The organism is Pantoea sp. PvP021, from assembly GCF_054056055.1.
Genome location: NZ_JBSRXX010000004.1, coordinates 77,415 through 101,838 on the forward strand (window position 1 = coordinate 77,415; position 24,424 = coordinate 101,838).

Sequence of the window (24,424 nt, forward strand, 5' to 3'; positions counted from 1 at the left end):
AACTTACGCACATTAAAATTAATTAATAAATAAATATCTTCTATATCAATAAGTTACAATGCAAATCTGCTGTGATAAACCACCATGATCCTTTTTATGAAACTTGTCAAACCAAGAGAGATACTGGCAAAACTATCATATATTCCTTATATCAAAATATAAGAAAAATTTGCTCCTGCGAAAAGCAGCCACCAAAAGAAATCATCTAAAACCTTTTCAGGGTTTCTTAGATTTAATAGCTATCCTTTCATAAATTGCATTTTGCACTATGAAAAAAAGATTACATTAAAAACTCCTCAAGCAATGATTAAAGGGTTTACTTATGATTAATGAAAAAAATGAACTGCAGAACGGAGGCAAAGTCTTTCCAGAAAGTGGAATTTATCTTTTGCCTAAGTTCGTTATTGAAACGGATTATTTTGCAGATGAAGCCGACGGTACGCTAAAAACCGAGATAACTGAAGCAGGACAACCAATTAAAGCCTATATAGAAAAAGCTCCTGCGGGCGCTAATGATACTGGTGCTGAGATTTCGGTGCAGTGTGCTGTAGTGATAGGTAATACTGTAGGTCAATATATTGATATAATCGATCCCAAGGAATATCCACCGGGAACTGTATACCCTCTCAAATTCGATGTGCCTATTCATAAGCTGCCATCAGATGGCCAATTCTCGCTGCGATATGCTGCGCGGGTTCCAGGCGGATTAACTTATTCTGAAGGTTTCTTCATTATCAAAGACAGTATACCGCCATACTATCGGCCTGGTACACTTCCACCGCCTGCAGTTCAGGAGCCAGCTGTTACTATCACCCAGGATTTACTTGATAATAACAGTGAAATAAGCTTCAGGCTTACCAGCTACGATAACTATGATGTGAAAGATCAGATCTTTGTATTTCTTGAAGATCATGTGCCGGTTGAATCTGAAGTAGTGGGTCTGACACCTGTTTACCGGGGGCTTTTTCCGACTGATCTGAAGTTTAATCTCAGTGCGGACATTTTTGAAAAAATCGGTTCCGGCGATCGTTATCTTTGCTATGTACTTGAAGATAAAGCCGGCAATAGAAACTACTCATTCCCGAAAACTCTGCATATTGCGCTGGGTGAAATCCCCATGAATCTGGAGGCTCCAGAGGTCCCTTCATCCAGCAGCGGTTATCTTAGTCTCAAAGATGTGTCTGCCGGGCCTGTTAAAGCATTTATTCCGCTTTATAATTCACCTGAAGCTGGTGCAGATATCCTGACATTATACTGGGGGTCTGAAAAAGTTGGCGTTTATAACGTAAACCCAAACACTTCATTTCCAATGGAAACAACCATCCCACAGGAAATCCTCAAATCTCAGTACGACCAGAGCATAGGAGGTCAGCAGGAATTGAGTGTATTTTACACACTCTCCCGCAGTAGCGGCTTAAAAATAGCTTCCGATAGTCTGAAGATAAATACTGACTTTTCCATTGTCGGCCCGGATTTACCAAACTGGCCGGATCCGGTTAATCCAGGATTGCCAGTTCCTGCGATAATGGGTGTAGTCTCTGGGAAAACTAATGAACTGGACATCAGCGATAATAGCCAGAACGCAAAATTTAGTGTGCGGGTCTACGATAACGCCAGCACTGGTGATGCAATGGATGTCTTCTGGGGCAATCAAAACTCTGTAGCCGTAACATACCTTCTTGAGCCGGGAGATACTGCTGGTTCACTGATTGAGCTGGATGTTCCATGGCAGGTAATCGAAGCGGCAGGCAACAATGATGCTGTTAAGGTTTTTTACGGTATATACAATCCTGCAACACCGGATAATAAACAATTTTGTGAGTCTGTAGACGTCAGGGTCAGTGCTGTTTCGATCCCTGCACCGGCTATGCCAGCCTACCCTACACAGGAGTTTTTCCTGGGTAAACCTTACATTAATTGTTTCTCTTTGCGCCGGTTTACTGATGGCGAATCTGGTGTTCCTGTTTTAATTCCGTCACTAGATAATTCAGTTTATAAACTCCAGGCGGGAAGCGAGATTACACTGACATGGCAGCCCTATGATAAAGGTACTCCAGTTTCAGGAGCGACAATTATCGATAAAATTACTCTTGATGAGACAATGATAAAAAATGGTTTCACCTGGGAAGTTAAACCTTATTCCCGCGTTGTTAACCCTATTTATAATCTTGGTGACAAAATATTTGAACTGAAAACAAGTTTTAGCTTTATAGTAGATGGAAATCTGGTTAGTTCGGATTTTGCGAGTGTTGGTCTTACTATGCGAAGAGGTGACAACACTATTTGCCCGGTTCCGTCTAACTATTATTAACAAACATCAATCTTTCCGCGGGCGTATCTCATGATGCGCCCTTTCATCGTATAACAGTGACATGCAGGTACAATTATGAATAAAAGCAGCAAAGTGTCTGCAATTTCCGTTCATGAACCTTTATCTCTGAGCAAACCGATAATACCAGTGATGCTTGAGAGTATCGATGGCGGTCAGACTAATCTGCTACCATCCGATGCCATTTTATCCCCCTTGCGGATTGAATTAGGTATCTGGAGCGCAGGAGGAGGCGACTCAGTTGTTTATCTTTTTATTGATGGAAAAGAGATCCACGAAGCTGAGAAACATTTTGGGCCCGATATTGCTGACGATCAGCGGTTTGTGCTGCTTCCCTCTGAGGTCATAAAGGCCAGTAAACGATACAGCATTAACTACATGGTTGATTCTTTACGTGGCCCGGTCTGGTCTGAATTTGAAGAGTTTGAAGTTGACCTTATTGCTCCTGTGCTTCTGGGCGACAGTGCGCCACGCTTTGATGAAACCAGAATTACAGAAAAATATCTTAAAGATCATGATAATGAGGTGAGGGTCACTATACCGGATTATGCCACTATCTGGCCCGGAGATACTATTCACTACTCCCTTTCACGGGATGCCACCGAAATAAACTTAATAGGATCCAAAATCCTGACACGTCAGGACGTTGATTCAAAACAGCTTGGTTATATTATTAAAGGTGCAGACTTCATCAATCTTGGTGATGGTCAGCACTTTGCTCTTTATTACATTACAGATCGCGCGGGAAACAAATGCCCTGCATCACGCATCACACGTTTGGAAGTCAGCGCCACACCAAAACCCCGCACGTTGCCATGTCCCGATATTCCTGAGGCAAGCGGTAGCGGCAGCAGTCAGACACTGAATCCCCAGTCTGTTGGAGAAAAAATTACTCTCAAAATCCCGGATGACGCCAGTTTCCATGACGACGATATGCTTAGTGCATTGTGGGGTACGCCCGGTACGCCAGGTGCAGAACAAACAGTTCCTGAAAGCGGTATCACCAGCTTTACAATTCCACTTTCATGGTTTCCTGCAAAAATTGGAAAAACCAGCGAGATTTTTTATCAGATAACAGATGAAGACTCACTCATAGTGGCTGTCTCAGAGGTGCTTTCACTTACTGTCCCCAGAATTACACCTCGTGAATTCGGGGCAATTAACTGTATTTCTCCCGCAATTTATGGAGATTCGATGTCCCTAAAAAAGGCCTCAAATACAGGAGGGGCGACGTTTGCAGTCAATCGCATGTGGCCCTTCATGGCCGCAGGGCAGCGCTTCACAGTAAAAGTGTCAGGCCTGAAAAATGACGAATCTCCGCTTGAAACAGTTTTACTGGATAACTACATAGTCACCCAAAAGGACGTGGATGCTATCAGCGTCAGCGCAAAACTAACCTATACAATGCTGTCAAACTATAAACTGTACATACCATTCACGGTAGAGACTGCCCTGAGCTATGATGGCGGCTACAGCTGGCTTAATTTTGACAAACTAGCAATCGTACTTGTACCTTAAAATAAACCTATGCATCCTGTAATCCGTGTTTCTCCGGTATTTATTCCAGGATGCATTTATCACTGTAACACATCACATTAACCGCAGCATGGTCACTACAGCAGGAGAAATGAATTCTCGTTTTAATACCTGCCTCATGGCGCTTTCGCAGAACTGATGTGCTCCTGTTTATAAATCATAAAGCATCCTTGTGTCTTTTTACAACCTCTGTTTATTTTCATTCCAATTTCAGTGATATCTATAGGTTACAGTATAGCCATTTCTTTTCTATGTTACTTGCACTAGGCAATAAAATTAATAATACATGGATAATAAAAGTGGTAAAGAATTAAAATGAAAATTCTCTTCTCATGACACCCATGTAAAGGGTTAACAAATATGACTTAGCTGCTATACAGGGCTAAATAGCATTAGCATAGCAGCTATTGATTACCGAGAAGAAATCCCACTTATTTAATCATGCATTAATCCCGCAAAGCTGCTTAATTCAGAAATACATCAACCTTTTCGTCACGCAGATCAATGGCTAGCTTTATAAGATAAAGCCATGCTTTTAAAAAAACCTCCTTCATTAAAATAAAAGCAGGTCCTTATTGAATTTGTGTAATCCGCTCAAACATCTGATGATGAAGTATATAACAGAGCTTTCTAAATTTGACCGATTAAAATAGCAAAAAATAGGTTTTTGAAATAAAGCAGAGCGCTACCATGGACTGAACATATCTTCCTCAGGATTATGATCTGTGAAAAAAATCATCAGCTCTGTTCTTCCCTGCCCTTTGATCAAAGAAGCTGTAAATCTGCATATTGACCCAGCCAGTGCGCCAGACGGCGCACTGGTCACTGTTCCGCCTTATAACGCCATGAAGGCTGGCGATAAAGTAACGTTCCACTTCGATGCATTCGAAAGCTATACAAATACTAAAACCCTGAGCGATCTGGATGTCGGTAAACCGCTTCAATGGACGCTGCCATACATAAAGCTAGCTCTGAATGATGGCGAACAGGCAACGCTATCCTACACCATCACTTATTCCGGCACCCTGTCAGCCGGTTCAGAATCAGCTAAACAGACCGTGTTCATTGACGATGAAACCGCCGAACTTCTGCCTGCGGTCACATTTGATAACCTTTCAGAATGTGAACTTAACCCCGGACAGTTTCCTGGCGGGCTGATGGTTTCAGCCCCCTGGTGGGACGAGGCAGATCCGCAGACTACAGTTGCTCTTTATCTCAGGAGCAAAAATCTGAAAAAAAAAATCACCCTTACTCGGAATCTTGACGTCAGTAATACAGACAGAAAGCAGGTTACATTTCAGATCCCACAAAGCACCATCAGCCAGTTCATCAACGACACAGTTGATATCACCTGCCAGTTCAGTAATACAGGCATGTCGGTTTCTTCAGAGCCTCAGAATCTCAGAATAGTAAAACCGCTCGACCTGCCTTTGCCTGTTTTTGAATCACATTATGTTTCACCCGGAAATCCGGGAAGCGGAAGCAGTGAAGCTCTGAAACTGAGCAATGGTCTTCCTGTTGGTATACCTGCCAGTGCTGAAACAGGTAGCTACTGTGTCGAGATGTGCAGCGAGGGTGAGGTGGCAGCTCAGTCTTTTGTTCTCAACACTCAGGAATCCGGGAAATTCATATTTCCTGCTGCCATGGTTGCAGCAAACATGAACCATGAATGTGACATTTTTTATCGCATCGTGGATACGGATGGTTCTGCCGTACAGGAGTCTGACCGCTATCATCTTAGAATAAAAAAGATCCCGGCTAAACAGTTTCCGGTGGCTGAATGCCAGTATGTACAAAACCAGGAGCTGTCGCTCAAACAGATATCCGGGGAGTCGGTCAGCATCACCCTGCAGAAATGGGGGTTCATGGCAACAGGCCAGCTGGTCAGCATTATTATCAGCGGAGTCTCCTCATCAGGTGAAAATGTCACTCAGGTAGTAATGGATGCTCATCCAGTCACAACGTCTGAAAATGGCAGAGCCGTAGTCGGCACAATTAACAAATCATTTTTCCGTCAACTGAAGCTTTATGAGTCATTCAGCATCCAGAGCTGCGTAAGCTTTGATCAGGGTGAAAGTTTCATCCCATTTCAGAGCGCGAATATTACACTTACTAGTTGAAGCAGGAGTTCAGAATGAACAGTATGTCCAAAGCCCAGCTGGATGACTATCTGGCAAAAAATTGTGTAGCTACAGACTGGGGCGGATTAATGGCTTTTCGCACCGATTCAGTTAATAAAATACTGAAATCAGCTTTTGAAAAAATGATGTCTGAGTTAAAAATCATGTCCCCCATTACCGGTAATGTTGATTATTCCGGGCTCGGATTAGACGATGCCAGATTTAATTTGTATACCGGGTGCCCGGTAATTTCTTTTAAAAACGCAGCACTGCCAAACGCCAGAGCAACAATTATCTTTCCCGTCATCGCTGGCACCTATGATTACATCAAAAAAACCGATATCACGTTTCCCTACCTGGCTGAAAGCCGCCACATCGAAGAGGAGAGCGGCTACTCCATTGAGTTTGATATTCAATTTAAAATTAATAGCGATACTTCCCGCAAAAAAGGCACTCTCGTCATCGACCTTTCTGAAGCCACTGTATGCCGGTGCAATTTAGCCACGACCGAAACCGGAACATGTACGCTGGGGTCCCGCATTCTCGAGAAGATTAAAACGCTCGATAAAGGGAAAGTTGTCATAGAGATTGCCTCGCTTGATTACAGCGGTTATGACGCAACGGCACCCAAATCGGCGAGAGTAGTGACACAAAAGTCACCAGATAACCTGGGCGTAAATCCGGATGAAGGATGTCTTATTGTTTTAATGCAACTGACTGCGACTAAAAACCAGGGCGGCTTGCCGGTGGAGCCTTTTCCTTACCTCCTGCCGAATGACAGACAGGGGAATGCCTACCGATACGATGCAGTACATTACCTGACCGAAAGCTGCTACAAATATTTCAGCCTCACTGGCCATCTGACTTTTGTCAATTATTACAGCCTGGCAGGAAATGCCTGCATTTCTGTGGATGAAACCGAGAAAACTGAAGGCAATCGAGCCAGCAATATTGTTTTTTTATGCGGTAACGTTACTCAGAACAAAGATGCACTGACTATCCGGTATCAAAAACTGAATTTCGCTCCCGGTGAAAGCCATCAGTTCAGTGCCTGGCTCGGCAGTAAACCTTCATACAGGGCCGCATGGGCACTGCACAACCTTAATGGCTTATCCGCAAGCGAAACCATCAGCAGCGAAGGTATCTTCACCGCACCTGCCAGCGGAAGAATGACATCCCCCGTTTTCCAGTATGTACTGACTGCGACGACAACCGATGCTACCAGCGGAAAAACACAACAGGATGCCGTGGTATATCGCGTTAAAAATCACAGCTCATTAGTTTCACCCCAGTTTGCCACCGCTTTTCGCGGCGCAGGAGAGCTCTGTTTCAGACTGAATACTGATGAGAAAGGCCCAATAACATGGACGCTGTCAGACGTAACGATGGGCACACTGCAGCCCGACGGCAAAACTGTACGCTACACCCCGCCGTCCGGCAAAATCAGTTCCACCCGGCTTATCCTTTCAGCAAGCAGCGCTGGAAAATCTCTGGCTTCTGCGACAATCCTGTTGAAAGACAAAAGCTCAGAACTGGAAATCGACCCTCCCTATCACAGTAGTTTTACCAACGAAACGGTGCACTTTTCTTTACCGGATAACGCAATGTCGCGCCTGCTTAACATCGCTGAAAGAAAAGCCGGGCGGACCGTTAACCTCAGTGAAGTCAGCCTAAAATGGTCGCTTATCGGACCGGGCAGAATTAGTGACAAGGGAGTTTATACTCCCGATGCATCTGAAGGTGAAACAGCAACAGTCGTACGGCTCAGGGTCACCGGGCCTTCCATCAATTTTGAAGGCACCTCAGTTGTCAGGATCACACCCTGTGTTGCTCCAAAAAAATGGACAGACCTTGCAGCGTTTGAAATTAAACCTCTGTTCTCTGAGGCTCGCGCATTTCGAAACGGATACCAGCAGATTCCGGTTCAGATTGAGATCACCACGAAAATCGTGGATGACGAATATTATCCTATTACTGCTGCGGAACTCAGCACGCTGGAGTTAGTCTCTGACGGCGGCAATAACAATCCAGTGCCGTTTATCGATCCTGATATGGATGGAATAGACAGCGAATTTGGTAGCGTCTGGGCCGTTAATACCCGTGAAAATCGCTACCTCTTTAACAACATGTCAGCTAAGTCTCTCCTGCCTCTGGCCAGCACCCCGGGAACCGTGTCAAGGCGCTTTTATATTCATACCACAGCCACCACCCCTCAGACATTTTATGCCCGGTTCAGAGACAGTAACGGTTTTTTGCGTAATTCCACGGACAAAGAATTTAACGGCACGGAATTCAGCACCATAACCCTGATCCCGCTTACCACAGCGAATCCCATCAGCAAAGACTACGAAGTTATTTCTAAAAGGGTAGCAGGCGGAGGAGAGGCTGGTTCTGATAATAGCGCGGGCGGACAGTTTGAAAATGACGATTTTGATTTTCATCTGAAAACCAGCGACTACTGGCGGATTAAATACGTTCCTCAGTCGGGCTGGACGAGATTTATGACGATCGAATTTAAGGATAATACCTCAATCATGCAATGGGAGAGTGAGCAGCTGGCTGAAACCATGTTCAGCTCAACCAGTTATTTCTTCCTTCCGGCCGACCGTGTGACTCCATTACCTGAACGATACATTTCGTATGACTACCGCCTGCTGGATGTGATTTCAGATGAAAATGAACGCGTTACGCAAAAACTCGACAACAGTGAACCGGAAGTTCCGGGAGAGCTGCTCATCATCCTGGACCGTTTTGATGAAGTCAGCTACCTGCATAAACACCCTCTCAACAGGGGAATGATTGTCTATCTCCGTGATGAATACGGAAATATGCACAGCATGTCCATAAACTTTGCCTCAAAAGCCAATCGTAACCAGCTTTCTATTACTCCCGGAATTTAAGAGCAATGAATAAGCAATCACTTCTGCAAAAAATGAAGCAAGGCACCATTGCTCATGGCTGGGATGTCATTACTGCGTTTAACCGGGAAAAATGTAATCGCCTGCTGGCGTTGCAGTACCTGACGAACCTTGCGGATCAAAAAGTCAATATTATTAAAAACGGCGAGGTAAAAAATGAAAGTACCTATTATGTTATCACAGGTCTGGTCCTTGGACAGCCACGGCTGTCTTTCGACTTTCCGGATTTGGGAAATTCTAAAGCCCGCATGGTGCTTCCGTTTATATCCGGCCGCATTGATGTCGAGTATTTTTCAGAACATGATAACATCCGTTACCTGAAAGAAATCATCGAAATTAATGAAGTTCATCAGTATGTCCTGACGGTTGAGATTCATCTTAAGACCGGCGTAAACGGCACAAATGACCAGGATAAAATCATCATCGATTTAACAGAAAGCAATCTTAAATTCACGACTAATATCTCTGAGGATGAGATTGCTAATGATGCTATCGGCAATTACTTCAGAGATTTGTTCAGGAGCGGAAACCTGCCTGTAAAAAAATTTGAGCTTGGCGAGATTATAGAAATTAATGGCAGCCCGTTAAACCCCAAAGAGTTTCGCCTGCTGACAATGGCTTCCGGTACAGAAGCAAGCGATAAGAATAAGGACGGCGCGGTGATAGCTTTTATCCGTACAAGCAATCCCACACCGGGCTCTCTGCCGACCACTGATTCCGGGTTTCCTTATCTTATTCCGGATGATACAGATGCAGACGGTAAGGCGCTGTATGATGCAGCACTGGTCGTTTCTGTAAATACTCTCTGTCGTGATTTTATCCAGCCACAGTTGTTAAAACTGCCATCAGCATCAGCATCAGTTATTAAAAAGGACAATTTCTCTGCAGCCCAGGCCACCACAACACTGACAGGGCCGGAAGCCTATACATACTGGGATAAAGTAATCTGGTTATCTTATTGCGAATGGTATGCTAATACAGTAACGGCAGGCAGCAAAAAAACAGTGTTAAAACTGGAGAACATTATCTACGCCCCGCGGGATAACAAGCTCAACGTCAGCTACCGCGGAACGCCATCTCTGCAGGTTGAGATTCAACCTTATATAAACGGTGAACCTACTACCTGTCGTAGCGGGCCTATCATATTATCGGCAACGCTTGATTTCCAGTACGCCCTGGTCGCTGATGCCCATACGCTGAAGCTTCATTTTGTCAGGGAAACCAGTCCTGATATCAATTTTGAAATTACTGATGCTACTGTGGTCAGAGAGCTTGACGCAGGAACGGAAGAAGCCCGCGAACTGGCATCATGCGTTGAGGAGACAATCGGCACCCCTCTGCAGGCCTTAGCTGTGCCTATAAAAGATTTCGAGCTCTTTCCGACAGCAAACCTGCTTTTTCCCGAACAAAATGCCTTCAGACTGGTTACCGCTGACCTGCCCGGCGACATTCTCGCGCTGGGCAGGCTTGACCCCAAAACCACTACAATGGAAATCACGCCGCTTGCAGGCGTTGCAGCTGCAGGGAATACGCTGCAGTTCTCCCTGAACACCGCCTTTGCCCAGGCTATTGCCGATACCACGTGGGAAGTCCTGAATATTGACGGTAAAACCAAAGGCCTTGGCATTATCGCCAGCGGACTCTACCGTGCACCGGATAAAACGCTTTTTGATGAGGCCTCCCTGCAGGAGCTCATTGTGGCAAAACATGACGGGAAAACCGCCAAAGCGATGGTAACCATTGTGGCAAATTCCGTGACCGTTGATCCGACGTTCTATTTTACCGCTGCTGGCGCGCTGGACGGTGAGGGCAGGCAGGCGACGCTGGAGCTTAACGCCGCTGCCTTATCCGGCAACAGCATCGGCTGGGAATTTGCAGACCATACCGCGGGCGGCACGCTTGAAGAAAAAGGCAGCAGGGCTGTCTATACCCCGCCTGCCCGCGTGGCTTCTGGCACCTATGCAATCGATCTGATTGCTGCCAGAAACACAGATACCGGACAGGCCGCATCCTGTGCTGTACTCAACTTCACTAAACCCACCGGCACCATCGTAGGTATGTCAGACCTGTTGCCAAAAGGCGACATACTTCTCAGACCGTCCCGGACAGCCACCATTTCCATCAATCCGAATCTGGATGACGGCGCTCTGCTGCGCTGCAAACATAACCACTCGCCCGAAGCGCTTATCAGGGCAGCCTGGTCACACATGCTTAGAGGTGCAGAACAGGCAAATCAGCCGGCGTCGTTTGATGCTTTCCGAAAGCAGATAATCGCTGAAATTAAACCGGTATTCGCCATTCTGCACGGCGGCGGCAGCCTCAAAGACACCTCCTTTGAGAGACCAGGAGAAGATGATGAGCCTGTCCTGGTACACCAGGCGGAATACACGGCACCGGATATCATTACCAGTCCATGCGCCGTTATCGTCTATTACTTCGAGATTAAGTTACCCGCCGGGAAGTTCATAAGTTACAGCTATAAAATTGTCCGCTTCCCGCCCTCAGAGCGTGCAGTGAGCCGAGTATTTAACTAATTCCTTTATTCAACCCTGTGGTGCGCCGGCGTCCCGCGCGCCACCCGTCCGAGGTTACACCATGATTGCTTCCACCGACCTGCACTCCGGCGCCTTCAGCTTCGCCAGCTTCCTCTCCTCCGGCACCGACCCGCGCACCGGACTCTATACCGCAACCCTGACCCTCCCGCCCCTCTGCGCCGGCGCCCTCAGCGGCCCCGACCTCCCCCTCGCCATCAGCTACAGCCCCCTCAACTCCGCCGACTCCGGCTTCGGCTCCGGATGGGCTCTCGCCCTCTCCCGCTTCAGCGGCAGCCGCCTCTCCCTGCACACCGGCGAGAGCTTCCGCGTCTCCGGCTCCGGCGACGAACCCGCCATACCCGAGCGACGCCTCAGAACCTTCCGCTTCATGCGCGAGTCGCATGAGGGTATCCCCGGCTGGCGCATCGTCCACCGCAGCGGCGTCACCGAGCACCTGCGCGACGTCTCCGGCAGCGGCGTATTCCTGCCCGTGCGCGTCACCTCTCAGGAGGGCCGCGCCGTCTCCCTTGAGTGGGGCCAGTTCAGCGGTGCACCGTTCCTGCAGCGCGTCACCGACGGGGAGGGGCGCGTGCTTATGACCGCCGGTGGCTCAGGCGACGTGATGACCCTGACCCTCCACCCCGGCGGCCAGCGCCACGGCATCCTGCCCGCCGCCGGCCCGTCCGCCTGGACCCTCCAACTCTCCGGCTCCGGCGGCGCCCGGCAGCTCGACGCCGTGGTCATGCCCGAAGGCGCCGGCCAGTGGCGCTTTACCTACGAAACGCTGCGCGGCGTCCGCTGCATCACCGCCGTGGAGAGCCCCACCGGCGCCACCGAGACCATAATCTGCGGCGACGACGGCCACCCCTTCCCCGGCGGCGGACGTAAAAACCTGCCGCGCGTCACCCGCCACCTCGTGAACCCCGGCGGCGGCCAGCCCGGAATACTCACCGAATACGCCTACCCCCACGGCAACTTCCTCGGCCTCGGTGCCGACGGCGTCAGCTGGAGCGACGACGGCCTGGACAACCTCTACCGCGCCACCGGTCCCTACGAGTACGCCGTCACCGAAACGCGCACGGCCGGCGACACCCGCGTCGGGGTGGCGCGCACCTACAACCGCTTCCACCTGCAGACCGGTGAAACGGTCACCCGCACCCTGACCCCGGCCGGCGGCGTGCCCGTCGTCACGGTGTCCCGCACCCTCACCGCATATCACGCGGACGAGCAGCTCTCCTTCGCACAGCAGCCGCACTTCTACCAGATGCCGAAGTGCGTCACGCAGCAGTGGTACCTGGCCGGCGACGCGGGCCGGATACGGCAGACCACGCAGGAGACACGCTACGACGAGAACGGCAACCTCACCCGCCGCCGCGACGCCAGCGGCACGGTGACCGAGCAGGAGTGGTACCCGGGCGACCGCGACACCGTCGGCGAAAACGGCACCCTGCTGTGCCCCGCCGACCCGCAGGGCTTCACCCGCGCCCTGGCCGTGCGCCGCCTGCTGCCCGCGGAGGAGCGTGACCCCGCACTGCCGGCGCGCGACGCCGCCCCCGCGCTGGAAACCCGCTTCACCTACGTGAAGCTGCCCCCGGCCGGCGGCGGCGACAGCGACTGGCTGGCCGAGTCGTCGGTCACCCTCTCCGCCCTGGGCCCGGCGGACGCGCGCGGCGCGCGCGACCGCACGCTGCTCAAAACCACCCTGCGCCACTGGGTAAACGACCCCGGCGACCTCACCCGCCACGGCCTGCCGCTGGAGGTCACCGAGACCGCAGCCGGTCAGCCGGCGGGCACCGGCTTCGTCACCGCGTACAGCTATGAGCGCGTGACGCAGGGCTCGCTGCCGGCCCTCCGGACCACCACCCGCCGCTTCAGCCGCACGGCGCAGCGGCCGGAGCCGGAGCCGGACGCGGTAGCGGTCAGCATCACCGACAACCTTCTCTCCCACGGCGAGCCGGCGCGCACCTGGCCGGACGGTGAGGTGGCGGTAACGTACGCCTACGACGCGCTGGGCCGCCTGACGGAGGAAACGGTCGACCCCGGCGGCCCCTGCGCGGCCACCCGCCGCTACGCCTACGGTGTGGACGCGGAGCGGGGCCTGACCTGGACCGAACGCCGGCGCGCCGGAGACGGGGCCGCCTCGCGCACCTGGTATGACGGCCTCGGCCGCGTCGTGCGCGATGAGCGGCAGGACGCCGACGCGCCGGGCCGGCGCTGGCGCGACGTGGCGTCGGTCAGCCGGGACGCGCTGGGCCGCGAGACCGCAACCACCCTCACGGACTGGGAGGGGGACCGGGACGTGGTCCTGACGACCCGCATCAGCTACGACGCGTGGGGCGCACGGCACCGGCTGACCGCGCCGGACGGTACGGTGAGCGTGACCGCGGCCTGCCCCGTCACCCTGACACAGGAGGCCTGGACGGAGAGCGCGGACGGCAGCCTGAAGCGCGGACGCGTGCGCACGGTCACCGACGAGGAGGGCAACCCGGTATCCGTCACGCCGCTGAGCGCGGATGGCTCCGCGCCGCGGCCCGGCCGCGCCTGGCGCTACGACGGCCACGGTCAGGTGACGCTGACCGTCAGCGAGCGCGGCAAAGAGACGCGCAACGCCTACGACGCGCTGGGCCGCCCCACCGTAACCACGCTGCCGGATGAGTCCCGGGTGGTGACCGGCTACGCGCCGCACAGCACCTCGCCTCTGGTGGCGTCGCTGACCCTTGAGGAGAACGCCCGGACCGGCACCCTGTGCCTGGCCCGCCAGACCTTCGACGGGCTTGAGCGCCCGGTCACCGTCACCGCGGGCTCCCTCACCGGGACGCTGACCTATGAAGGGGCCTCATCGCGCGTGAAAACCCTGACGCGCCCCTCCGGGCGGGCGCTGACCTACAGCTACCTGCCGGCGCTTACCGACGCGCCGGCGGGCGTCACCGAAAGCGGCGGCGGCGGGGCGGACTTCACCTACCATAAAGAAACCGGCCTGATGACCGGCACCGCCACCCGCGGCGGGGTGGTGACGCAGCGCGGCTACGAGCGCGACGGGCGCGGCAACCTCTGCCGCGTCGTCCGCCAGGACGGCGACGCGCAGACCGTAACCGGGATGCGCTACTCGCGCGAGGGCAACCTGCTGACGCGCCGCGCCGGTAATGGCCCGGAGGAGGTGCACACCTGGCAGCATGGCCGTCCGGTCAGCATCACCGCCGGCGGCATCAGCGAACACTACACCTGGGACGCCGCGGGCAGCCTGGCGCAGAGCGTCCGCCGCGCCGGCGACGGGACCGTAACGGTGCGCCACACGTGGGACGACCAGGGCCGCGAAGCGTCCCGGACCGTGGACACCGCGCAGGGCGAGGTCACCTTCAGCCTGACCTACCACGACGACGGCCGCCTGGCCACGCGCGAGCGGCGCGAAAACGGCGCGCCGGTGCTCACCGAGTCGTTCAGCTACGACGACCGCGGCCGGCTGCAGCTCTGGGTGTGCGCGGCGACCGACAGCGGCCGGCTGCCGCGCACGCCCTACGGCCAGCCCATGGTGAAGCAGCTGATAAGCTACGACGCGCTGGACAACGTCCGGCTGTGCCGCACCACCTTCCTGACGGGCGCGGAGGAGCAGGTCAACGACGCGCGCTTCGGCTATGATGCGGCAGACCCCGACCGCCTGGTGAGCCTGACGCACAGCCACCCGCTGTGGGCGCTGCCGGCGGCCGGCGGAAAGATGACGTTCACCTACGACGCGGACGGCAACATGACCCGGGACGAGTGCGGCCGTACGCTGGCCTACGACGCACAGGGCCGGCTGCTCACCGTCACCGACGGGCACGGTGAGCTGATGCGCTTCCGCTACGACGCCAGCGGACACCTGGCCGGCGTCCTGACCCGCGGCGACGCGGACGAGGAGCGCCGCGAGTGGGACGGCTGGCGCCTGGCGGTAAGCCGCCGCGGCGACGCGTCGGTGCACTACCTTCACGGCCGGGAGCCGGTGGGCGAGGAGCACCGCGAGGCGGGCCTGACCACGCGCCGCCGCCTGTTCATCACCGATGCTGCGGGCAGCGTTACCGGCGAGCAGGAGGCCGCATGCGTGCGGCACGCCGCCTACGGGGCGTACGGCACCCGCGGGGAGGGCGGGCCTGAGACCGCGCTGGGGTTCAACGGCGAGGTGCGCGAGCGCGGACCGGGCTGGTACCTGCTGGGCAACGGATACCGCGTGTACAATCCGGTGCTGATGCGCTTCCACAGCCCGGACAGCGAGAGCCCGCTGGGTCAGGGCGGCCTCAACCGCTACGCCTACGCCCTCGGCGACCCCGTCAATATACACGACCCATCAGGGAACATCGGTGAGTGGAAAAGTGCACTGGCCTGGGCCGGTGCCGCACTGGGCGCGGTTGCGTTAGCGGTCAGCATAGTGGGTCTCCCGGCCTCCCTGGGCGTACTGGCAACGGCAGCCGGTGCGGCGATGAGTAGCAGTGCCGCATCGGCGGCAGCGGCAGCGGGCATTACAGCAACCACCGTCGCCGCCGCCGCCGTTGATGTTACAGCGATTACGCTCGGAGCAGTCTCGGTCACAACCGGAATGCTTTCACTCTCTCAGACAATAAAAAATACCGGTACCAACAAAACGCTTGATCAGGTGTCGCTTTATACCGGTATTGGATCGCTGTTTTTTGGCGGCTTAACCACCTTCATGAATAAGGGAGTAACGGTCGCCGCAGTGAGAAACCCCTGGAAAGCCTTCAAAGACCCGAAAAAAAGCCCTGCGGCCGCACTGGTGGATGACGCGGCAGCGGCACCAGTGGCACCGGCGGCGACTGCGGCTGAAGCAAATGAAAAATACGTGATTGTATTCAGAAACAGATTCGGATCTCAAAACCGGTCCGGCCCCTCCCGGTCAGCTCCGGCATCGCCAGGCTCTCAGGTCAGCACGCACGCCACAATCGCCCGTGCGACCCCGCCGGTGACGTCTTCACCTGATCCGGTCCGGGCATCAACATCTGCGCGCGCCGTTTCAGCAAAATCAGCTGCACCTGCTCTGACAGATCCCGCTTCAGATACCATGTTAGAACTAAAAACATTCATGAAGAAAGCCAACGCTGATGAAAATGGGGGGCAGGTAAAAAATATTTCATCAGCACTTGAAGAGACACGCAAAGAGCTGCAATTAAATACACAAAGGAGCCTAACTTCGCCCCGACAGACCAGTTAAAAAACTGAACATTACCGACCAGATGTCAGCAATAATAAAGCCCCGCCTGTTAAGCGGGGCTTTTCATTAACCTTCGGCCTGGATGTTAAGTTTCCGAATATGAATGCAATGACAGAGCAGATAAAAGGCAGATTAACACCCTCCTTTTTAATTAGTTGATATTCCATTTTCTTATTCCAGCCTTTTTAACCTATCAGATACTAATTAATCAGCCTCTTTTATAAAAATTTTCTCATATCGATTTTTACTTTTTAGATACAGGCTGATATTTCACCCCCTCTCGTACGACATTTTCCAGAAGCCAGATGTCCTGATCGTCAGCCCCGCCAAACCCGTCGCCATACAATTTTCCACTATAAGGAGTTGTGGCACACGATATCATTCTTTCGATACTGGTGAATTTTCCGTATCACCGGATTTTGTACTGCGCAGCTCCAGTCCCGGCAGGTACAGCGCCCGTTGCGTCTGCGTGCTGCTGCCTGTTTTCTGTATGCTGACCTTAAGGAGTCGCTGGCTGCCCGCGTCGTAGCGGTAGCGCTCTCTGTCATCCGTACTGCCGTCGCACACAACCGGCGTCACCTTCAGCAGCTCGTTGCGCGATGTCCAGACCAGGATCTGTCCCGCCTGCAGCTGTTTCTGCTCCCCGCCCGCCGTGAACAGCGCATCCACGTCTGAGGGCTTTACCGTCAGCGTACTTAAGGCACCACGGTTGCTGCGCGGTTACTTACTGTAATTCTGGTCGTGTAGCTGCTGCCTGTTGCCGGATAATGGCGTAGCTGCGTCAGGTTGCCGGCTTCGTCTTAGCTGTAGGTGCGGGTGTAGCTTGTATACGCAGAGCTGTCGGTGGCAAGGGGAACGGTGGCGGACGGTAAGCTCCTGCCCTGCTGTCCGGTACTGGCCATCTCGCGCCCGGTGGCGGTGACCAGCTGGTAAAGACTGTCGTAGAAGTACGTATTTACCGGTACTACTTTCAGGTTGCGCCAGAAGTGGGTCTCTTCCGCGTCGTTGGTGATTTTCAGGACGTTACCGACCGGATCGTACTCATAGTGCAGGTCCTGCAGTATCTTCGCCCCGCCAGTATGCCCGACAGGCCGCTCCGTTTTTATGCCGGTCAGGCGCTGCGTCTCCGCTTCATACGTGTACGTGGTCACCACGCCGTTGCCGTGCACCTCGTGCAGCTTCTGTCCGGCAGCGGAGTACGTCAGGAACCGTACGGTGGCCTGCTCCGCGCCGTCTTTCATCGTCAGCCAGCTACCGCTGAGCAGGGCCGCCACGTCGTATGCCCCCCGCTGCGTATTACCTTTTGCATAAGTTGTGGTCAGCACAAATCCGTGGTATCCGCTTTACCGTCCAGAAGGTCGTTCCAGGCCGATGCGTCCTCTTGCCTGTCGGCCACAATGTCAGGTTTGTCCGCATTCTTCAGCAGGCGACGGCTGACGGAGAGTGGCGCGCCGGTCAGGGCCACGCAGTCCGTCTGATGAAGGCCTGCGACGTCATAATGGCGTGCGCACTGCCCCGCAAGATTCCTGGCTTTATCCTCGTAAGTGACACCTGCATACATGAAGCGCTCCGTGACACGGGCAGCTTCGCCAGTGACTTGTTCTGTAATCCCTGGCGGACGGCCCGGCAGCGCTGCGTCCTCGTACTGTCAGGTGCGGGTCATCGCCTGACTTTGGGCGTCCGTACCGTCGTCGTTGGTGCTGACATTACTGACCGTGAAAAATGGTTGTGCAGCGACATCATTCAGCGTAATCACGGTGCCGTTATCCGCACCGCTTGCGCGGATAACGCCGCCGGCCAGAGCCGTGATGTAGCTGAAGTTCGCCAGGCCGGCATCGTTTAGGCGCGGGTCGGCGCTTTGCGTCAGAACGCCACGGGCGTCGTAGCGGTGGCGGGTGACCAGAGTGCGGGTGACGCCCGGGTCGCCGGGGTGGCGGCAGAAATCGATATCACGCACTGCCAGGCCGCGGCTGCCGGAGACCGTGATTGTTGGCGTTTTACTGAACAACGATGTACTCATGGTATTACCCTGTTTAGGCTATGCGGCCGGTCTGGATGCAAAAAAAAAAATCATAAAGCAATCAGGATAGCTTCGTCTGGATAGGCACTTTCAGGGCGGAATGGAGAAAGACTGTGGATATATATTTCATTTGCACTTATTTTAAGTCCGACGAATTGAATGGCGACCCGGGCAGGATAAATGCGAGCCCATCTTCACTTAATATGAGCCGGAAGCGTTTTTCATTTTCAGCTAACGTGAATTGAAATTGGTGCTGATTGCAAGTGGGAGGAATTTCGATTGCAGACCGTTACAGCCAGGGACGAAACGCATGAATTCATCATTGGTTAGCGCGCTTTCATTACGGATGACGTTGGCAGAACGAAAATGGATGATAAGCGGGTCATAATGATTCTCCTCAGGGTCTGTAGAGTAACTTTCTTCTGGCGTAGTCCGTTTGATGGTGACTTATCATCGAAAGAGACCGTTCCAGCTCATTATGGGGTAACATAGCGGCCATCAAATCAGCACGGCTTATATGCAGGGCAGGATTTTTTCGGAATCCGTGCCGATTCCGTTACAGTTCATTCCGGTTTACTGGCATTGCCAGGCAGAACAACGCGGTGCGCCTGGTCAGTGATTGTGACGACTTGCAATTCAAAGCTGAATGAATCGCACTCGCTTAGCTGCCAGTCATCATTCAGGTCAGCCTGAACCAGCAATTCCATTGCCTCAACAATGGAATCAGCACGGCCCAGACAGACTTGCCCATCCTGCCAGTACGTGCCGAAATGTCGATCATCTTCGTGGAACTCCATGCGGCCGCATAGGGTGACGCTAAAAGGACGGGATCTCTCGATATATGACTGACGCATTACCTCCCGACATTCGCAATAGCCTGCAGCATGCCAGTTCCGGTAGATCAGGACTATCCAAGGCTGCCCGCGCTTCAGGATACAGTTTGATAGTCAGCGGCCGTTCGGACGACGCCAGTTCATACCCAGACTGTGTGACGATATCTCCCCTGAAGATCATCGTGCTGATGCACGCAGCTGCCAGGTGCAGGTCTTCGAAAGGTCTTCAGCATCAACATCCAGCATCTTCATAGCGCGGTGCTTCATCAGCTCATCTTCTATCCTCACCAGGCTGGACAGGCGATTTGTACGCACGGCAGGTTGTACGTCGCAGTTTTGTTTAACCATGTTTTGGTGAGTTCATCGCGGCGAAAGGCAAAGGAGCAACGACAGACGGGCAAACGCGGGGCGTTAATGGGGAAGAAGATGCCCGAACTGTCTTTACATTGTTAGCGCAGTCAGGAAGCGATTACGTGCACATTACGGAATATGAAGCGTGGCAGCGCGCATTTGAAGGTGGTGAGCTGTCACTGGTTGAGCGTGCCTGCAGATATGCGCATCGGCTGGTCATCATTGCAAATGGCAACCTGCACGAATCATAACGTACAGAATATTTTCTGGCTGCAGGAGCAGGCCTTATTGCTCTGGGTCGCGGTGCGCTGGACAATGATTAATGACCAGAACGTGTGAAAACAGGAGCGTTGCTGACAGAATCTGATCGTAAAATCCTCGGCCCTGTAGCAGATATTAAAGACTGTGAGCTGCCGAGATCGTGTTAAATCATAAGCTGAAGATACAACTAACAAAGGACCTTCTGATGAAGGTCATTTTAATAAAAAAGTAACTTTTCTGTTCTTAAAAAGGATAAATTCCATTTCGTTACCCCCCTCTTTTTTCGCTGAAAATGAGCATATTGCACCAGGTGGATCTTCCTTACCCCCTTCCAGAAACACATAACCATGATCAACGCACTGTATTCCCTCCTGGTAAAAAATTATTAATAAAAAGACACTTCCTTAACTTAAGCATTTATTTATAGCGGGACGCCGACCACTACCATAATAATAACAATGATAAAAAAAACAAAAATCAACAACCACGATTAATACGGAATTAATCAATTTGCGGACACTTAAAACATTAAACGGTGATAGAAGACAAATGCAGGTTTAAAACCTGACAATCATCCGCGCATTATTTCAATAATCCAACCTTATAAAACTGACGCATGATATATAGTAATAATGCGATAATTTTATTTAATTCTTAGAGGGTGATACTATTGTCTACGAATGTTTAATAGTGCTGCATCCCTCACAGAATACTCTATGAAAGGTCGCCATGAATATTACTTCAGTTGATCTGAATCTGCTTAAAGTTTTTGATGCACTTTACAATGAAGGCAGTGCCAGCCGGGCAGCCATACTGCTTGACGTTACCCAAAGCGCAGTAAGTTCAGCACTGTCACGGCTGCGGCTTTTATACGGGGATCCGTTGTTCATACGCACCGGGCGAGGGCTCAAACCTACACTACTCGCATGTCAGCTTAAGCCGGTGATATCTGATGCGCTGGGAAAATTCCGCCAGAGTCTGAATATGACGATGCCTGTGCCAGCAGGCTTTGATGGACGAGCTGTAACTATCGGATTATCAGATGACTTTGAAATTGCCATCGGTAATCAGCTCATTCAAATTCTTGCGGAGCGTGCACCTGGATTGCGTGTGATTTTCCGCCAAAGTCACAGCCAGGTAATTGAAGAAGCCCTGTTGAATCGTAGTGTGGACCTTGCCATCAGCTCGGGAGGAATTTCCAGCCAGAGTCTGAGCCGTGAGTTGATTGGTGAAGGGGGCTACAGTTGTCTGACAGATATCACAAGCTCCGGTCTGACTCCCGAAATATTTAATCTGCAGAGATTTATAGAGCATGGGCAGATTTTGGTTTCTTCTGGAGGATTTATTGGCGTGGTGGATGAGGCTCTTGAAATTGCAGGGCTTCAGCGCAGAATCATCGCATCTACTACACATTTTGCAGCGCTTCCCTATCTTCTGAAAGGAACTAAAGCAATCGCAACTTTGCCAGACCATGCGGCGCATGCTATCAGTCGTTTAAGCGGGTTACAGATGCTGCCTTGTCCGGTAGAGCTACGCCGTTATTCAGTTGATATGAGCTGGCGCACTCGTGAACTGGACGCACCGGTTAATGAGGTGAGAGCGGCAATAAAAATCTGTTTTGAGAGGCTTAACGGTTTGCCCAATGATATGAATATCCTTCATATCACATAGAATTCAATTGCTATTCATTCATTATCCATACTTGCTTACTCTCTTATGAACTTTAACGCAGGAGAGAAAAATGGCGCTTACCACGGTTGCAGCATTGCAGATTGGCTCCCATCCAGGCGGAAAACGGAAAACACTGGAACGAATACTTTCATATGAAGCAGAAATCATAGCATCGGGCGCAACTCTGGTCGTTATGCCCGAGGCCATTCTGGGTGGATATCCAAAAGGCGAAATTTTTGGAACGCGTCTGGGTTACCGTCTTCCCGAGGGGCGTGAGGACTTCGCGCGTTATGCCGGTAATGCCATCTCCCTGGACGGTAAAGAAATAGAGATTCTTGCCGGACTTTCGGCACGGACAGGTGCACATCTCGTTGTAGGCGTAATCGAACGTGCGGGGAGCACACTTTTTTGTACAGCACTGTTTTTTGACCCCGATAATGGCCTCACTGGAAAACACCGCAAACTCATGCCAACGGGGACAGAGCGATTAATCTGGGGGCAAGGGGATGGCTCTACTCTTCCTGTTTTTGACGTACCCGCTGGTCGCATTGGTGCTGCTATCTGCTGGGAAAATCATATGCCTTTGCTACGTACAGCCATGTACGCGAAAGGTGTGGAAATCTGGTGTGCTCCGACGGTGGATGAACGTGAAGTGTGGCAGTGTTCTATGCGGCATGTAGCGCATGAAGGACGTTGTTTCGTGATCAGTGCCTGCCAGGTTCAGCCTTCACCCTCAGAAACCGGTACCGATTTCCCGGGCTGGGACAGCACCCGTCCGCTTATTAACGGTGGCAGTATAATAGTTGGGCCACTTGGCGAAATACTGGCAGGACCGATGAATGGTATTTCAGGACTATTAACGGCTGAGATTAACCGTGAAGAAGTGCTGAAAGCAAGATATGACTTCGATGTGGTAGGTCATTATTCCCGCTCAGATATATTTGAGCTGAAAGTCGATGAACGTAACAGGCCTGGCGTCAACTTCGTGAGTTGATACTGGAACGCACCATGTCTGTTATGAGCGACTGACGGACAACAAATAGAGCGGAAGGGGTACGTGAAACTCGCTTTTTTCAGACCAGCCACCGGGTTCAGCTGGCCTTCATTTGAAACGTTGTTATGGGAGAATTGGTCAGGTCAGCGCGACCCTCATCTTTAGTCGTAATCTATAGACACTTAAAGCAAAAAAAATAGTTATAAAAAGCAACTCTTATCAAGGATTTGCAATTGACTAACAACGTCGCCAGAAAAATGCGGAAGCCATCTCCCGCTTTACGCCCCGCTCAAAGCTTTGCCGGACGATGGTTCATTACATGGTGCCAAGGATTGATGAAGATTCCGCGTGGATGGTGGATGAAACATCTGATGAAAGCCTGAACTATCCTCCCGAGTTTGCTTTTACGCCAAGTGTTGCCGTGTTTACGGACTCTGAGATCCTTGACAATGTCCTGCCTGGATGGCGTCAGTAACCCGATTAAAGTCAAAGATGCCCGGTATATTAAGCCCCATGACTTCCCCGTCACTGAGCGGGGAGTCGCGGGTATTATCAGGTCACTATATGGACGGCATTTTGAATGAGCGTCTCTACTTTCACTTCAACAGGTGTCAGCAGATCCACGTCAACACCCGGTACATGAATTGAAACAATCAGACTGTAGCGTGCGTCGGAATCGTATCGCTCCCGGGCCTGACGCGTTCGCCACCATCCCTGTGCAGGAAAAACGGCAAGCTTGCCACTGTTCGCCAACTCAGCTGCTGAGCCCCGCCAGATAACCGGGATCAGCTGATCGGGCTGATAAACACCCTGTGACAGCAGCAGCTGCATTGCGATAAAGCGACGACCGCCGCAGGCCACGCCCAGCATCCCGTCAGCCATGTCGTGTGCGATCAGATTATGCATCAGGCCGACGTTTTTGATGGTGGCTGCAAGCGACTCAATACGCGACTGCACGTAAATTTTACTGCGTACGTTCAGGGAGGAAATCGCCAGGCGTGAGAGTGGGATCATCTCGATGTCGATTTTTTCAAGCGCCTGTTCAACCGCCGCCACTGCCGCTTTGTCAGCTTTCGCCTTCGCGGGCCGACGCTGGGTCTTTGGTTTTGGAGATGATGATTCTCTAGATTCTGAAGCCGTGGTGTTGACGCTCTGCTGTGACATGTTGTTTCTCCCGTGTGGTTTAAGTGATGTTTCTCTGAGTTCCTCGCCGTGAGGGCAGAACAGGCGTGCGGGCATCAGGCTGAACGCAGGGGGAAACGGCAAAGCCGCAGCCCGAAGGGACCGGGTGCAGCCGTTTAGCGCGCGCCCCTTGCGTGAAGGCACCCGGGTGCCAGGTTTCTGCACGGCGAAGGGGCTCAGGGGAACAAAACAGAACGCGGAAGGATGAACAGGGCACAGCCCCGGAACGGCACAGCACGGTGCCGGTCCTAAGCGGCCACGTTTTTTCGTGGCCAGTGAATGCGCTGGCGCCAGCCAGCTGCAGGGGTTGACCTGGACGTTGCCATCAGACCCAAGCCGTCAGGCCTGGAACGCTTCGCGGTCCGGCGGAGCTAACCGGCTCTGCCGGTTAGCGCAGTGGGGCTTGACGACCCGGCAGCGCCGGGGAGCCGAAGAGAAGCTATAAATCGAATTTGCTTTATTTCGGCGTTGCCGCTTA

13 protein-coding genes and 1 pseudogene are annotated in these 24,424 nt (G+C 52.5%); 9 read left to right on the plus strand and 5 right to left on the minus strand.

Translation table 11 applies throughout. The features are described from left to right. Positions 1-322 precede the first annotated feature (322 nt). The 6 genes from ACVKSX_RS13530 to ACVKSX_RS13555 all read left to right on the plus strand — a co-directional run bounded on the left by ACVKSX_RS13530 (position 323) and on the right by ACVKSX_RS13555 (position 16,634). Positions 323-2,311: a hypothetical protein gene (locus ACVKSX_RS13530; RefSeq protein WP_163762692.1), complete on the plus strand. Its 1,989-nt coding sequence runs from the start codon at positions 323-325 to the stop codon at positions 2,309-2,311. A 75-nt stretch (positions 2,312-2,386) separates the two neighbouring features. Continuing rightward, on the plus strand, positions 2,387-3,847 hold the full coding sequence (locus tag ACVKSX_RS13535) for a hypothetical protein (RefSeq protein ID WP_163762691.1): 1,461 nt from the start codon (positions 2,387-2,389) through the stop codon (positions 3,845-3,847). 743 nt (positions 3,848-4,590) lie between these two features. Continuing rightward, positions 4,591-5,985, plus strand: coding sequence for a hypothetical protein (locus ACVKSX_RS13540; protein WP_163762690.1), 1,395 nt, complete (start codon positions 4,591-4,593; stop codon positions 5,983-5,985). Positions 5,986-5,999: 14 nt separating this feature from the next. Continuing rightward, entirely contained in the window at positions 6,000-8,885 is a 2,886-nt protein-coding gene (locus ACVKSX_RS13545; protein ID WP_163762689.1) for a hypothetical protein, read from the plus strand. 5 nt (positions 8,886-8,890) lie between these two features. After that, positions 8,891-11,437: a hypothetical protein gene (locus ACVKSX_RS13550; protein ID WP_163762688.1), complete on the plus strand. Its 2,547-nt coding sequence runs from the start codon at positions 8,891-8,893 to the stop codon at positions 11,435-11,437. Between the two features lie 61 nt (positions 11,438-11,498). Then, positions 11,499-16,634 (plus strand): RHS repeat domain-containing protein, encoded by a 5,136-nt coding sequence (locus tag ACVKSX_RS13555; protein ID WP_354439119.1) that lies wholly within the window; start codon positions 11,499-11,501, stop codon positions 16,632-16,634. A 402-nt stretch (positions 16,635-17,036) separates the two neighbouring features. Here the strand turns inward: ACVKSX_RS13555 and ACVKSX_RS13560 are convergent. From ACVKSX_RS13560 to ACVKSX_RS13575, 4 genes and pseudogenes are all read right to left on the minus strand, one after another. Further along, a pseudogene (locus ACVKSX_RS13560) lies at positions 17,037-18,195 on the minus strand (RHS repeat protein); the annotation flags it as partial. Between the two features lie 87 nt (positions 18,196-18,282). Further along, a complete protein-coding gene (locus ACVKSX_RS13565; protein WP_242459382.1) occupies positions 18,283-18,654 on the minus strand; it encodes a hypothetical protein in 372 nt (123 codons plus the stop codon). A 563-nt stretch (positions 18,655-19,217) separates the two neighbouring features. After that, entirely contained in the window at positions 19,218-19,508 is a 291-nt protein-coding gene (locus ACVKSX_RS13570; RefSeq protein WP_163763196.1) for a hypothetical protein, read from the minus strand. Positions 19,509-19,664: 156 nt separating this feature from the next. Next, positions 19,665-19,835: a hypothetical protein gene (locus ACVKSX_RS13575; RefSeq protein ID WP_163763195.1), complete on the minus strand. Its 171-nt coding sequence runs from the start codon at positions 19,833-19,835 to the stop codon at positions 19,665-19,667. A 125-nt stretch (positions 19,836-19,960) separates the two neighbouring features. Between ACVKSX_RS13575 and ACVKSX_RS13580 the strand changes: the two genes are divergently transcribed. From ACVKSX_RS13580 to ACVKSX_RS13590, 3 genes are all read left to right on the plus strand, one after another. Then, positions 19,961-20,089 (plus strand): hypothetical protein, encoded by a 129-nt coding sequence (locus ACVKSX_RS13580; protein ID WP_277950705.1) that lies wholly within the window; start codon positions 19,961-19,963, stop codon positions 20,087-20,089. 739 nt (positions 20,090-20,828) lie between these two features. Further along, positions 20,829-21,770: a LysR family transcriptional regulator gene (locus ACVKSX_RS13585; protein ID WP_163763194.1), complete on the plus strand. Its 942-nt coding sequence runs from the start codon at positions 20,829-20,831 to the stop codon at positions 21,768-21,770. 70 nt (positions 21,771-21,840) lie between these two features. Then, on the plus strand, positions 21,841-22,764 hold the full coding sequence (locus ACVKSX_RS13590) for a carbon-nitrogen hydrolase family protein (protein WP_163763193.1): 924 nt from the start codon (positions 21,841-21,843) through the stop codon (positions 22,762-22,764). A gap of 552 nt (positions 22,765-23,316) precedes the next feature. Here ACVKSX_RS13590 and ACVKSX_RS13595 read toward each other — a convergent pair. Further along, positions 23,317-23,928 carry a ParB/Srx family N-terminal domain-containing protein gene (locus ACVKSX_RS13595; RefSeq protein WP_163763192.1) on the minus strand — a complete coding sequence of 204 codons (612 nt, stop codon included), beginning with the start codon at positions 23,926-23,928 and terminating at the stop codon, positions 23,317-23,319. Positions 23,929-24,424: the final 496 nt, after the last annotated feature.

What these genes read in the sequence shown, in the direction of transcription:
- ACVKSX_RS13530 (WP_163762692.1), top strand. Translation starts at nt 323, where the DNA reads ATGATTAATGAAAAAAATGAACTGCAGAACGGAGGCAAAGTCTTTCCA.
- ACVKSX_RS13535 (WP_163762691.1), top strand. Translation starts at nt 2,387, where the DNA reads ATGAATAAAAGCAGCAAAGTGTCTGCAATTTCCGTTCATGAACCTTTA.
- ACVKSX_RS13545 (WP_163762689.1), top strand. Translation starts at nt 6,000, where the DNA reads ATGAACAGTATGTCCAAAGCCCAGCTGGATGACTATCTGGCAAAAAAT.
- ACVKSX_RS13550 (WP_163762688.1), top strand. Translation starts at nt 8,891, where the DNA reads ATGAATAAGCAATCACTTCTGCAAAAAATGAAGCAAGGCACCATTGCT.
- ACVKSX_RS13555 (WP_354439119.1), top strand. Translation starts at nt 11,499, where the DNA reads ATGATTGCTTCCACCGACCTGCACTCCGGCGCCTTCAGCTTCGCCAGC.
- ACVKSX_RS13565 (WP_242459382.1), bottom strand. Translation starts at nt 18,654, where the DNA reads ATGAGTACATCGTTGTTCAGTAAAACGCCAACAATCACGGTCTCCGGC.
- ACVKSX_RS13570 (WP_163763196.1), bottom strand. Translation starts at nt 19,508, where the DNA reads ATGCGTCAGTCATATATCGAGAGATCCCGTCCTTTTAGCGTCACCCTA.
- ACVKSX_RS13575 (WP_163763195.1), bottom strand. Translation starts at nt 19,835, where the DNA reads ATGGTTAAACAAAACTGCGACGTACAACCTGCCGTGCGTACAAATCGC.
- ACVKSX_RS13585 (WP_163763194.1), top strand. Translation starts at nt 20,829, where the DNA reads ATGAATATTACTTCAGTTGATCTGAATCTGCTTAAAGTTTTTGATGCA.
- ACVKSX_RS13590 (WP_163763193.1), top strand. Translation starts at nt 21,841, where the DNA reads ATGGCGCTTACCACGGTTGCAGCATTGCAGATTGGCTCCCATCCAGGC.
- ACVKSX_RS13595 (WP_163763192.1), bottom strand. Translation starts at nt 23,928, where the DNA reads ATGTCACAGCAGAGCGTCAACACCACGGCTTCAGAATCTAGAGAATCA.